Origin of the sequence: Mesotoga infera (assembly GCA_011045915.1) — a bacterium.
Lineage (GTDB): Bacteria > Thermotogota > Thermotogae > Petrotogales > Kosmotogaceae > Mesotoga > Mesotoga infera_D.
On the sequence record DSBT01000011.1, the window covers coordinates 1 to 13,686 of the forward strand.

Annotated in this window: 11 protein-coding genes; 10 read left to right on the forward strand and 1 reads right to left on the reverse strand. The window is 47.6% G+C overall.

All coding sequences use genetic code 11. The annotated features are described in order from the left end of the window. From ENN47_00235 to ENN47_00275, 9 genes are all read left to right on the forward strand, one after another. A partial coding sequence (locus ENN47_00235; protein HDP76618.1) for a formate--tetrahydrofolate ligase occupies positions 1 to 679 on the forward strand: 679 nt, incomplete at its 5' end. A gap of 10 nt (positions 680 to 689) precedes the next feature. Continuing rightward, positions 690 to 1,511, forward strand: coding sequence for a bifunctional 5,10-methylenetetrahydrofolate dehydrogenase/5,10-methenyltetrahydrofolate cyclohydrolase (locus ENN47_00240; GenBank protein ID HDP76619.1), 822 nt, complete (start codon positions 690 to 692; stop codon positions 1,509 to 1,511). Positions 1,512 to 1,514: 3 nt separating this feature from the next. Further along, positions 1,515 to 3,395, forward strand: coding sequence for a 1-deoxy-D-xylulose-5-phosphate synthase (gene dxs, locus ENN47_00245; protein HDP76620.1), 1,881 nt, complete (start codon positions 1,515 to 1,517; stop codon positions 3,393 to 3,395). Then, on the forward strand, positions 3,370 to 3,717 hold the full coding sequence (locus ENN47_00250; GenBank protein HDP76621.1) for an Asp23/Gls24 family envelope stress response protein: 348 nt from the start codon (positions 3,370 to 3,372) through the stop codon (positions 3,715 to 3,717). The genes dxs and ENN47_00250 overlap by 26 nt, the downstream gene beginning before the upstream one ends. Positions 3,718 to 3,732: 15 nt before the next feature. Beyond that, on the forward strand, positions 3,733 to 5,397 hold the full coding sequence (locus tag ENN47_00255) for a DAK2 domain-containing protein (GenBank protein HDP76622.1): 1,665 nt from the start codon (positions 3,733 to 3,735) through the stop codon (positions 5,395 to 5,397). A 22-nt stretch (positions 5,398 to 5,419) separates the two neighbouring features. Further along, positions 5,420 to 6,274, forward strand: coding sequence for a glycine--tRNA ligase subunit alpha (locus tag ENN47_00260; protein ID HDP76623.1), 855 nt, complete (start codon positions 5,420 to 5,422; stop codon positions 6,272 to 6,274). After that, positions 6,267 to 8,303 carry a glycine--tRNA ligase subunit beta gene (locus ENN47_00265; GenBank protein HDP76624.1) on the forward strand — a complete coding sequence of 679 codons (2,037 nt, stop codon included), beginning with the start codon at positions 6,267 to 6,269 and terminating at the stop codon, positions 8,301 to 8,303. The genes ENN47_00260 and ENN47_00265 overlap by 8 nt, the downstream gene beginning before the upstream one ends. 7 nt (positions 8,304 to 8,310) lie before the next feature. Then, a complete protein-coding gene (locus tag ENN47_00270; protein ID HDP76625.1) occupies positions 8,311 to 9,207 on the forward strand; it encodes a GTPase Era in 897 nt (298 codons plus the stop codon). Between the two features lie 15 nt (positions 9,208 to 9,222). Next, positions 9,223 to 10,530 (forward strand): MFS transporter, encoded by a 1,308-nt coding sequence (locus ENN47_00275; GenBank protein ID HDP76626.1) that lies wholly within the window; start codon positions 9,223 to 9,225, stop codon positions 10,528 to 10,530. A 203-nt stretch (positions 10,531 to 10,733) separates the two neighbouring features. Here the strand turns inward: ENN47_00275 and ENN47_00280 are convergent, their stop codons facing one another. Next, complete coding sequence (locus tag ENN47_00280; protein ID HDP76627.1) at positions 10,734 to 11,426, reverse strand: N-acetylmuramoyl-L-alanine amidase; 693 nt, start codon at positions 11,424 to 11,426, stop codon at positions 10,734 to 10,736. 710 nt (positions 11,427 to 12,136) lie between these two features. Here ENN47_00280 and ENN47_00285 point away from each other — a divergent pair. Continuing rightward, positions 12,137 to 13,686 (forward strand): ABC transporter substrate-binding protein (locus tag ENN47_00285; protein ID HDP76628.1); only part of this gene is annotated, 1,550 nt, incomplete at its 3' end.

Consider the following 13,686-nt stretch of genomic DNA (forward strand, 5'->3'; position numbering starts at 1 on the left):
GATCAGGGCTCTTAAGCTGAACGGGGGAGCTTCAAAAAAGGATATCCGGGAAGAGGATTTGTCGGCACTTGAACAGGGATTCGAAAACTTGAAGGTTCATTTCGAAAACATTCGCAAGTACGGCATTCCCGTAATAGTTGCCCTTAACGAATTCCCGACTGACACGGAAAAGGAAAAAGAAAAATTTGACGGCCTCTGCAAGTCGAACTCGATACCTTACGAGCGGTCGAGAGTGTGGGCAGAAGGCGGCGCTGGAGGAGTCGACCTCGCGAGGAAGCTTGTCGAGCTTGTCGACGGTCCGAGTGATTACAAACCATTGATTCCGATGGACCTTTCCTTCGAAGAGAAGCTGAACAAGCTGGCGAAGGATATATATCGAGCCGGTAAAGTCGATCTTGAGCCTGCTGCAAAGAGCAAGTTAAGGCTCTTCAAGAAGCAGGGAGTTGACCGTCTACCGATAATAGTTGCCAAGACTCAGTATTCCATCTCCGACGACGACAAGAAACTGGGGGCTCCGCAGGGTTACACTTTCAAGGTAAGAGATCTAAACCTCTCGGCCGGCGCCGGGTTTATAGTTGTTGTCGCCGGAAAGATAATGCTGATGCCAGGACTGGGCAGAGACCCCAACGCCAAGCAGATAGATGTGGACGCAGACGGAAAGATTAGCGGGCTCTTTTGAGGTGGTGCATATGATACTTGATGGAAAGATCGTTTCAGAGAGCATATATGCCGAAATAAAGGAGAAGATCAGCAAAAGAAGTGGAGATCTTCCTTCACTAGTTCTCTTCTGCGACGAGCCTGACCCATCCAACAAGACCTATATGAATTCGATAAGGAAGCGGGGAGAGAAACTCGGAATTGAAGTGATAGTGAGAGATAGCGGCAGCAATCCCATCGAGGAGATCTCCGAACTGAACAAAGACAAGAGCGTTGCCGGGATAATGGTAATGCACCCGCTGAAAACCGCCGACGAGAGGGCCGTGCTGGCTGCGCTTAATCCCGAGAAGGATCTTGAGGGCCGAACCGTATCGAATCTCGGCGGAATAGTCAACGACGAGGAGTTCTTCGCTCCCCCCACTGCCGAAGCCGTCATGGAGATTCTCAACTATTACGGCATCGAAGTGAAGGGGAGAGACGTAACCATTGTCGGTAGATCAAATACAGTGGGGAAGCCTCTCGCGCTGCTCTTGTTGAAGAAAGGTGTGGACGGCACCGTGACAGTTTGCCACTCGAGGAGCAGAGACATATCAGAGAAGACATTCAACGCCGATATAGTAGTCAGTGCCGTTGGAATTGCAGGATTTATCGAGCGAGAAATGATCAGGCCCGGTGGTGTTGTGATAGACGTAGGAATTAACTTCGTGGACGGGAAGCTAGTCGGGGATGTGGACTTTGACGAGGTAAGCCAGATAGCTGCCGCGATTACTCCAGTGCCCGGGGGAGTCGGCAGTGTTACTACGGCGCTTCTTTTCAGACATTACTATAAATCCATTGAAAGAATGGAGTTGTAATTGATGAATGAACAGCCGCTCTTCAGACGATTGAAAGACTACTCTTATACCCAGCTGGAGGTTTTGGCCGGTGAGATAAGAGATACGATAACGAGAGTCGTGTCCTCTAATACTGGACATCTCGCTTCTAACCTGGGGACCGTAGAATTGACGATAGCTCTTTACCGGGTATTCAACCCTGACGAAGACATAATCATATGGGATACCGGACATCAGGCTTACACTCACAAACTGCTTACAGGTCGTTATGGTTCCTTCGGATCGCTCAGGAAGAAGGGCGGGATCAGCGGCTTCCTGAACAGAAAGGAAAGTCCTTATGATTTCTTTGGGGCCGGGCACGTTGGAACGGCGCTTCCTGCCGCAATGGGCATAGAGCAGGCAGAGAGTATATTTCAGAACGCAAAGAACATTGTGGTTGTTGCAGGCGATGGAGCTTTGACTTCTGGTCTGGCTCTTGAAGCCCTCAATCAAATGAAAGACATCGGCTCCAAGATAAAAGTGATAGTGAACGACAACGGTATGAGTATCGGGAAAAACGTGGGAAGTCTCTCTTCTTCGCTTGCAGAACTAAGGCTGAACCCCGTCTACAGAGAAATGAAAGGCGACTTGAAGAACGCCCTGGAGACAATGCGGCTCGGAAGCCTCGAGCAGTTCCTTTCTAAGATAAAGAGCGGATTGAAAGCCTCGATTCTCGGAGGTAATATTTTCGAAGATATGGGGTTGAACTACGTGGGTCCAGTGAAAGGTCACGATTTTCAGGAGCTGGAGGCGTTTTTTTCGGCAGTCAAACAGTTGCATGAACCTTTCTTTGTCCATATAGTCACAAAGAAGGGAAAGGGCCTCGAATACGCAGAAAGCAATCCCACTAGATTTCACAGTGTCAGCAGAATCGACCCGGAGAACGGCGAGAAGATCTCCCGAGACGGGGAGCTTACTTACAGCGAAGTCTTCGGAAAGGTTCTGACTGAACTGGCAAAGAAGGACCCGTCAATTTCCGCTATTACAGCAGCGATGCCCGACGGAACGGGTCTGGCTGGGTTTGCCGAGAAACATCCAGCAAGGTTTTTCGATCTTGGAATAACCGAACAGCTCTGCACAACCTTTGCGTCAGGAATGGCTGCGGCCGGAACGAAACCAGTCTTCGCGGTGTACTCGACATTCCTGCAGAGAGCGCTGGATCAGCTGATCCACGATGTTGCCATCCAGGATCTTCCGGTTCTATTCGCGATAGATAGGGCTGGCATAGTTGGTCAGGATGGTGCGACCCATAACGGAATCTTCGATATCGCTTTCCTTTCGATGATACCAAATATGCGGATTCTCGCTCCTTCGAGCCTGAAGGAACTGGCGAATATGATCTTCACTCTCTTCGCTGAGAAATGGATGGACCATCCCACTGCGATAAGATATCCGAGAGAGACGGAGCTCCAGAATATCGACGAGATTGTCTCTAACCTGAGGAAGATTGAGCTGTTCAAGTGGGAAAAGGTGATCGACGGAAAGGAAGCTGCCGTTCTTGCAACGGGATCGATGGTTTCCAGAAGCAGAGAGGCCGCTCTTCTGAACGGATATGCTCTTTATAACTGCCGATCAATAAAACCGCTCGATGAAGTGTCTCTCGGAGAGATCTTTTCCGATTACGACCTGATAGTGACGGTTGAAGAGGGAATAAAGAGCGGAGGCTTTGGCTCCAATGTGGCGCTTGAGGCTTCAAGGAAGAACTACAATGGTAGAATCGATATTATTGCAATTGAAGACCATTTTTCTTCTCACGGCACAAGGGAAGAGGTATTGAATGAACTGGGGTTGGATGCCAGGGGAATAGAGAATAGAATCTCTAGACTGAGAGGTGAAAAGAATGCAAGTAACTACAGAATTCGGTAAGATCGATATTTCTCTTCAGGCGATATCTTCAATAGTCAAAAAAGTTGTATCTGAGTCTTACGGACCGGTGAACGTCGGATCGCCCCAAACGGGCTTTTTGACAAAGCTTTTCGGCACGGGAGAAGATTCCAGAAAGGGAATCAAAGTAACCGAGGAGATCGACGGAACGCTTGAGATAGATATCGATTTGATTCTCGAGTACGGCGTTAGGATCCCAACCGTCGTTGAGAACATCCAGGAAAACGTATTTCACAAGTTGAAGGAGCTTACTGAAGCGACCAATATCAAGGTGAATATTCACGTTGTCGGCTTGCAGGATTGATGGGAGGCTAAGTAGATGAAACGTATCAACGGCAAGTTTTTTGTCGCAGCCTTCCGGAAAGCCGCTGAACGACTTCTTGCAAATAAAGATGAGATTAATGCGCTCAATGTCTTTCCCGTTCCAGACGGAGATACTGGATCGAACATGGCGGCCGCTATGATAGAGGCATGCGAGTATCTCGATAGATTGAAGAAAGATGATTTGGTGAGCGTTCTGGAAGCGGTCAAGACTGGGATGTTGATGGGCGCCAGGGGAAACTCCGGCGTAATCCTCTCTCAAATATTTAGAGGATTCGCCGAGGGAATAGGAAACAGAAAGTTCGTCAACACCAAGGCCTTCACCGAGGGCCTGACAAGAGCCAAAGAAATCGCTTATAGATCCGTGATGAAACCGGTTGAAGGCACAATGTTGACCGTCATGAAGGTCTCTGCTGATACTGCCGGGAATGAATTCGGAGGCATAGAGGATTTTGACGAGTACTTCGAGAAACTCTTAGACGTTGCCTTCGATACTGTTGAGAAGACCCCAACTCTTCTGCCAAAACTGAAGGAGGCCGGGGTAGTCGATTCAGGTGCAAAGGGACTTGCCTACATATTTGAAGGCTTCCTGCTGGCAACGAAAGGCGATATAGAGCTTGAGGGACCGATTCAGCAGATGCCGCAGGCCATGGGATCTTCAACGGAGCGTATAGTTGAGATTGTACGGGAAGAGCTCAAGTACACGTACTGCACTGAATTGATAGTGAACCTAAATGAGTCGGAAAGCCAGGAGGAGAGCTCGGAATTGCTGAAAGCCTATCTGGAAGAGATGGGAGATTCGATTGTCATGGTTCATCAAGATGAGATCATAAAGATTCACGTCCACACAGACCATCCTGGAGATGTTATTGAGAAGTTCCTCGGTGTCGGATTCCTTCAGAAGGTGAAGATTGACAACATGAAGGTACAGCATGAGCACGTTGTTGATATCCAGTCGAGAGGACCAGAGATGTATGGAAAGGACAAGCACCACGGAGTAATCGTGGTCTCACCGGGAGACGGTCTGGCCGATGTTTTGAAGAGTCTTGGCGTAGACTACGTTGTTAAGGGCGGCCAGACAATGAATCCCAGTCTGAAAGACCTATATGAAGCCATCAGCAGAATTGCTGCCAACAAGGTAATTGTCCTCCCCAACAACCCGAACATTATTCTAACTGCCAAAGAGGCGGCGAACGCCATTCACGATGACAATCCCGGGAAAGAAGTTTACATAATCCCCACGCGTACGGTTCAGGAAGGTATAGCCGCGATGACCGTATATAACGACGAGATGGATAGCGATTCCCTCATAGAAGAGATGAAAGAAGCGGCCGAAGCCGTTTCTCCGATTTCTATCACATACGCCGTTCGCGACTCCAGCATGAAGGGAAAGAAGATAAGGAAAGGCGAGTATATAGCGATAGGTAGAGATGGTTTGATAACCTCGGGTAGAAAGCTCGAAAAGCTCGTTCACGACTCCATTAAGTCCGTTCTTGGAAAAGACGACGACAAAGAAGTAGTCACGATATTTTATGGATCGGAAGTGTCTGAAGAAGCCGCAGGAAAATTACTCGAATCTCTTTCGGGAAGCTTCTCCGATCTCGAATTCGAAGTTCACAGCGGCGGACAACCCTACTATTACTACCTGATTTCCATTGAATAGATAAGAAGCTCAGGAGGGAACAATGTACTTACAAGACGTAGTAGAAAAACTCAACTCATACTGGTCTATGCAGGGGTGCATAATCGACCAGCCTTATGACTTGGAAATGGGTGCAGGTACATTCCACCCTTCAACCTTCCTTAGGTCGCTTGGAAAAAAACCCTGGAAAGTCGCCTTCATCCAACCAAGCAGAAGACCCACAGACGGTAGATACGGCGAAAATCCGATGAGGGTTCAGAGGTATTTCCAGTATCAGGTGATTATCAAACCCAACCCCGAGAATTCCCAAGAACTCTATCTCGGTTCACTTGAAGCTCTCGGAATAGACCCTGTGGAGCATGATATTCGATTCGTTGAAGACAACTGGGAATCTCCGACTCTGGGAGCCTGGGGAGTGGGCTGGGAGGTCTGGTTAGATGGAATGGAGGTCAGTCAGTTCACGTATTTCCAGCAGGTTGGCGGAATCGACGTAGACCTCGTTTCTCTCGAGATCACCTATGGACTCGAAAGAATCACAATGTATCTTCAAAAGAAAGCGAACATATTCGATATAGACTGGAATGGAGAATTCAAGTATGGAGATGTATTCCTGGAGAACGAGAAAGAGTTCTCGGCCTACAATTTCGATGTGGCAAATACCTCCAGGCTCTTCGATCTCTACAGATTCTATCGCCAAGAATTCGATCAATGCATGAAAAGCGGACTTGTAAGACCTTCTTACGACTATATGATCAAGTGCTCTCACGCCTTCAATCTTCTTGACGCCAGGAATGCTATCAGCGTTTCTCAGCGTCAGAGCTACATCAAATCTATAAGAGAGATGGCAAAGGCAGTTGCGGAAGCATATGTAGCGAAGGAGGCCAGTTCAGATGAATGATCATAAGGCACTGCTTGAAGTCGGAATTGAAGAGCTTCCTTCAAGTGAGGTTCAGGGAATGAGAAAGCAACTCCTGGAGAGAATAGAGAAGTCTCTCGAGAGTAATCGTTTGGGTTATGGAGGAATCGAGATCTTCGTTGCCAGCCGACGATTCGGTGTGCTCATTCAAGACATGGAATCCAGGCAGGCGGACTTCGTGGAAAAGAAAAAGGGCCCGTCAGAGAAGATCGCCTACAGTGACGGCGAACCGACCAAGGCGCTCCTTGGATTCCTCAGAGGAAGTAACGCTCAGCTTAACGAAGTGAGTATTGAAGACGGATATGTGTACGTAGAGAGACATATAAGTGGAAAGACTGCCAGAGAACTCTTGCCTCAGATCTTCTCAGACATGTTGAGATCGCTGGATTTCAAGAAGCCGATGCGTTGGGGAGACGGAACTTATAAATTTGTGAGGCCGGTCAAGTGGATAACGGCTATGATTGACTCCGAAATCCTCGATATGGAGCTCTTCGGAAAGAGATCGTCAAATAAGTCCAGGGGACACCGTTTCTTCTTCGATGAAGTCGAAGTATCCCCTGAGAATTACTTTCAGAAGTTGAGAGATGCTCTTGTGATCGCTCGAGAGAGCGACAGAGAAGAAAGAACTCTTTCTGAAATCAGTAGAATTGAATCGGATATTCATAGCCAGATTCCCGTTGATGAAGAACTGCTTGCCGAAGTCGTCTCTTTGACAGAATACCCAACGGCAGTTCTGGGAAACTTCATGGAGAAGTACCTCTCACTCCCGCCTGAAGTAATCATCGTGACTATAAAGCACCATCAGAGGACTTTCCCGGTCTACAAAGAAGGCAAGTTGACTAACGGCTTTGTTGCCTTTCAGGACGGACCAGATGATCCACTGGGAAACATTCGATTAGGTTACGAGGAAGTTATCAACGCAAGGCTTGAAGACGCCTTCTTCTACTTCGAGAAAGACAAAGAGAAACCAATAGAGAACTACGTAAACGGATTGGAAGGAATCCTCTTTCAGCGAGGGCTCGGCACTCTGAAGGATAAGACCGACAGAACAATAGCGCTTTCAGAGGCAATCTCCAAGAAGCTCGGAGCAAAGAGTGAAGAACTGCAGGAGGTTAAGAGAACCTCTCTTCTTGCGAAAGCAGATCAAACCACAAGAGTCGTGCAGGAGTTTCCGGAGCTTCAGGGAATAATGGGAAGAATCTACGCTGAACTGTCCGGCGAAAATCCCGACGTCTCTGCTGGAATAGAGGAGCACTACCGCGACAATGTGGTTCCGGCAACTCTGACCGGCGCCGTAACCGGTATATCCGATCGTATAGATACTTTGGTCGGTAATTTCATGATTGGTAACATACCCTCTGCATCGAAGGACCCCTACGCTCTGAGGAGAAAGACTTCTTTCATATTCAAGACAATGCATCATCTCGGATGGAAACTCGATCTTCTCGGTCTGATTGAAGAAGCTTCCGGTGCTCTTGCTGGGGTTAACAGTGAAACACTTGATGCCATTACCGACTTCTTCTCTAATAGATTCGAAGCGTTCCTTCTTGAGAAGGGCTTCTCGATGAACATAGCACGATCGGTGAAGATGTGGTGGAGGTTCCCGTATCTCGGAGTTCGCGCGGCCGAAGCAATCTTAGAGTATGTGAAAAATGAGGATTTCACAGATCTTCTAGTAGCTTATCAAAGGGTCCACAATATAAGCAGAGGTCATTCGGGCAACTGTTTTGACGGGTCTAAGTTCGTCGAGCAGGCCGAACGTGATTTACTGAACAACTATTTGAAATGCTTCGACGATGTAATGGAAGCGCTCGAGCGCGACGATTTCGAGAAATCGCTCCTGTTACTGACATCTCTCAAACCTCACATAGACAGATACTTCGACGATGTCTTTGTTATGGCCGAACAGGAAGATATCCGCCTCAACAGACTCGGCTTCCTCAAGTCCCTAGATCAGCTCTTCTTGAAGATCGGCGATCTCTCGCTGCTTCTCGAAGAAGAGAGAGCGTGAAGCGTCGGTGAAGTCCGGGACTGTTGCTTTGGTGGGAAAGCCCAATGTGGGAAAGTCCACATTGATAAACACCATTATCGGAGAGAAGATTGCTATCGTCTCCGATAAGCCGCAGACAACTAGAAACCGCATCGGCGGAATACTGACGACCGTGGAGGGCCAGATCGTCTTCTATGACACGCCCGGAATTCACAAACCTCTTCACAGACTCGGGCAATACATTCTCAAAGTCGCGACTTCATCGCTGGCCGGATCGGATCTTCTGCTGGTTATGGTCGACCCGACTGACGGTCTTCGCGAGTCGGACAGGCTCGTTGCCAATCATGTTAATCAAAGCCGAATTCCTGTCTTTCTCGCCATCAACAAAATTGATGAATACAGAAACGAAAGGCTTACTCAGGACTTCAAGGCAAAGGCCGAAGAGCTTTTCGAAAATGTTCAAAAGACTTTCCTTATCTCTGCTAAGAGTGGAGACGGTGTTAAAGAGATGATTGAAGATGTCTTCAACTTTCTTCCAGAGGGAAAGATGCTTTTCCCCGAAGACCTGATAACTGATCGTTCTTCCAGATTCATGGCATCGGAAGTAGTTCGAGAAAAGGTTCTGCAGAACACTAGACAGGAGATCCCCCACTCGGTGGGAGTTGTTGTTCAGGAGTTCAATGACGAAGGTAATATACTGAAAATAAGAGCCGATGTAATCGTAGAGAGGAGCAGTCAGAAACCGATAATTCTCGGCAAGGGCGGCTCGATGATCAAGACCATCGGCACTGAAGCGAGGACGGATCTCGAATACATATTCGACCAGAAAGTCTTCCTCGATCTCTTTGTCAAGGTAAGAGAAAAGTGGAGAGATAAAGATTCCTTTATACAGGAGTTCACAAACCTAAGAGACGAACTTCAGTAGACCGGGGGGATGTAGATGAAAAAGGGAAAGGCGGCTTTCGTTCTCTTTCTTTTGCTCTTCATGATGGTCTTTCTAAACGCGGACCAGATGGTCATGTCTCCGAATATCGGGGAAATCGAGGCAGAATTCGGAATAACAAAAGCAGACATTGGCCTCATCCAGGGTTCATTCACAATCGTCGGCGCCCTCATTTCACTTTTTTGGGGTTTTCTGGCAGACAAGTACAGTAGAATACACCTTCTTCTGTTGAGCGTTTTGGTGGGCGAGATCCCATGCTTCCTGTCTGCCTTCGTGGAGACTTTTCCTCAGCTCTTCATTGCACGGGCTTTGACGGGGATCGGGGTAGGAGCTCTCTTTCCAGTCGTCTTTTCGTACGCCGGAGATGCTTTCAAAGAATCACAGAGAGCGAAGGTCAATTCCTTCCTCTCAACTGCAATATCCCTGGGAGCCATTGTAGGGATGGTAATTGCCGGCTTCACCGGCACATCTCTTGGCTGGAGAACGCCCTTCATCATCGTATCGCTTCCGAACATTGTCCTCGCGTTCCTGTTCTTCCTGTTCGCGGAAGAGCCAAAGAGAGGAGCCGCCGAAGTGGCTGTCGGCGAACTCGTTGATCAGGGGATAAATTACATCGGAAAAGTCAGACTGTCCGACTACAAGGATCTCTTCAAAGTGAAGACGAATCTGATTCTCTTCATACAGGGTATTTTGGGGACGATTCCCTGGGGAGCAATACCGTACTACCTTGTGAACTACTTCGAAACCTCGAAAAACCTGTCAAAAGAATCGGCCACTCTGATTTTCATTTTCTTTGGAGTCGGAAACGTGCTTGGAATATTCTTCGGAGGTCTGGTCGGTGGTCTATTGTATAAGAAGAAGCCGTCATATATGCCTCTTTTCAGTGGAATAACGACAATAATCGGCACTTTTGTGGCCCTCCTGGCCCTGAACTTCCCGCCAGTTGAGGGGGCCGGCAGCTTCATAATGCTGGGAGCGCTTGGAATGGTTGCTGCCGCTTCAGCATCAATGACCGGACCAAACATGAAGACCATGCTGATGAATGTCAATCCCCCGGAGAACAGGGGAAGGATATTCTCGGTTTTCAACTTGACAGATTCTCTCGGAACGGGATTCGGGCAGTTCTTTGCAGGAACCCTGGCCACGGCAGTTGGCTCGCTGGGAGTCGCAATGAACGTCTCCGCGCTCTTCTGGCTTCCTTGCGGACTGGTACTTCTTACTGCAGCACTGGCTTTCCCAAGAGATATCGACTCCCTTCACAAAAAGATGAAAGAGACTGCTCTCACTATGGGGAGAGAAAAATAGAGGCTTGTCAAGGGGTCGAAATTGATTACAGGACTACCTTTGACTTGGAATATCGAAAAGAAAGTTGTATAATCTAATTGCTGAAGTAACCCTCAGACCGCTTCGCTGCCCTCGAAAAGGGCAGCAATTTTTATTTGTAGTGGTTATTTGCAAATTTTTCCTTCTTTGGGCTGCTCGAAGCGCAGCGACTTTAGGAGCGACACTTACTTGGTGAGAAAATAATCTGCGATTCCCGTAACCAGAGCCTCAACAAGCTTTTCTCTGTAATCTCCGGTAGAGAGAAGGACATCTTCTTCGGGATTTGACATGAATCCCGCTTCGAAAATCAGCACGGGAACTTCAGACCAGTTGAACCCCGTCATGTCGTCACGAACTCTGATTCCGAGAGACTTGATCCCGCTTATTTGAAGCAAGCTCGCATGGATCTTCTCGGCGGCCTTCCTGCTCTCTTCGTAGATCGGCGCAGTGTATTTGGACGATGAAGAAGGAATAATCAGCATGAACCCCTTTAGAGTGCTATCTGAGCTATAATCTGCATGAACACGAATGCATAAGTCCGCGTCAGCCTCATTTGCGATCTTCGCTCTTTCAACATTGCTCACATTGACATCATGGCTTTCTCTTGTCATCACGACGTCGTACCCTTCCTCAAGAAGCCTATCCCTCAAAATGAACGACAATTCCAAATTGAAAACATACTCGGGGATTCCCGTAGAAACTCCGCGAGTCCCCGTGGAAACCTTCGCCTTTGTTGTCTCGGAACCGGGAGCGATCGGCTCATGAGTCAGATCGGCCTCCTTCTGATGACCTGGGTCGATGCAGATAGTTAGCGAGAAACCAAGAGCGGTAAACAACATTACAACTATTAGAAGTACTATTCTGTTCTTTGAATGCATGGAACCACTCCTTACTCTTAGTCAATATAAATTATAACTTCTTTACGAATGCAGGGGGGTTAAGCAGCATGAGATGAGATTACGTTTCTCCTTCAATGAAGAAGCTCAACAGATGTTCCCGGATTTGCATTCGAGACCGATACTTTTCGTTTGAGAGAACCTTAACAGAAAGTCATTCAATTTGAAGAGACAATTCCTCTCGAACTTCCTGAATGTTCATGCGACAGATCGTTCATACGCTATAAAGACCTTCATATGAACATAATCAACATTGAAGGTTTATAACTGACTTCCGTCAAACACTTTAGTGATTTTAGCTGTAGATAGACTTTCATTTGCTCTTATTTTAATTTAAGTGCCGTTGTTATTTTACAGAAAATCCCACTCTGCAGTTCGATCAGTTGTTTGATCGAGAGGCTTAATGCAATATAATCTACGTGTAACCGAAAAGATGTTTTGCTTCATATGCCGTGTCGCTTCATGAGTTTTCACTTGTGTCCCTCTATCGGGATGGAGGGAAAGGGATGACGAAGCTTGATACTGGCTCTTTTACTACTCCTCTTTCACGCTCTGTTCTTCCGTCTAACAGCGAACAAGCTTTGTTTTGAAACCTGTTTCTGAACTGAATTGCTTTCAGGTGCGGGAACAAGCTAAATGCGTCCTTCGAGTCCTCACAATGAAAGGACAATTGTTGGAAGGGAGATGGGAAAATGAAAAGAGTACTGTTTTTTGTTCTTATCTCAATTGTATTAGTGGCAACTGTATTTGCCACCGAGCCTGAATACTTGATTGTAGATTGCAACGGCAAGCCGGGAGGAACTATGTATGTAGCGTTGACAGGTGATCCCCACACTTTCAACTCGGCCATTTCAGTTTCTACAGCCAATATAAACGGCTGGCTATATTCATCCTTGCTCTTTCCGGATAAATTCTCAATGCCCACAAGACCGTATCTGGCAAAGGAGTGGTGGTTTTCCGAAGACGGATTGACTCTTTACATGAAGATAAGGCAGGGACTGAAGTGGTCGGATGGAGAGCCCTTCACTCTGGAAGATATTCGCTGGACCTTTGAAGAGCTGCTGCCCGAGGTTACAGGTACGGGCATCGGAGGAATCTTCGACGCAAACGGACTTCCTCCAGATGTACAGACAGTTGATAACGAGACTATCTCATTCGCCTGGACGACACCAAACGCTATGGCTCTAAGAGCGATAGGTTTTGTGGATATCTTCCCGAAACATGTACTTGATGAAAGGCTAAAGGCCGGTATCTTCGCCCAGGCATGGGGGTTAGACGAGTGGGACAAACTGGTGACGATGGGGCAGTACATAATTGAAGATTACATCACCGGTGAGCGGATTGTATTGAAGAGAAACCCACACTTCTGGATGTATGACACGCAAGGGAATCAACTTCCATATATTGAGAGGATAGTCTATCAGATTGTCCCGGACAGGGCGGCGCTAGTGTTAAGGTTTGAAGCCGGTGAGACTGACGTCTTTTTTCCAAGTGCCGAGGAATATCCCAGGATTCTGTCGATGGCAGAAAAGGAGGGATGGCAGACAGGAGTGGGAACTGGAGGCCTGAGTAATCAATTCGTTTCCTTCAACTTCAATGCCGTCGATCCGGTGAAAAGAGAATGGTTCAGAAACGAGCATTTCGGAAAAGCAATTGCATATCTTTTGGACAGGCAGTCGATTATCGATACTCTCCTGAATAGCTTCGGTCTCCCTCTCTACGGTCCCATAACGCCTTTCAGCAGTTTCTACAATCCCGATGTCGAACAGTATGGACTCAAGTACTCAGTTACTAGAGCCCGTCTTGAATTGAAAAGAGGCGGCTTCGACTGGCGTTCGGATGGCACGTGCATAGACAACCATGGAAATAGACTCGAATTTGATCTAATAACAAACTTTAATAATGAACTGCGCGATCTTATTGGACTCAATCTTGTTTCTAATGCTCAGACACTTGGAATCAAAATCAATTACGCGCCGCTTCAGTTCAATGCTGTTGTCGAAAGACTTCTTACCAACCGGTATGAGGCGGTTGTAATCGGGCTGACTGGAAGTGTCGATCCCGGTTCTGAAGCAAACGTCTACCGTATCGACGGAGATCTCCACTTCTGGAACTACCCGCCTGGATATAGCGATGAAGACCACATAACCGAAGAAAACTACTGGCTGCCCGACTGGGAAGAGAGAATCGACGAAATCTTCAAACTCCAGATAACCGAGATCGACCCGCAGAAGAGATACGA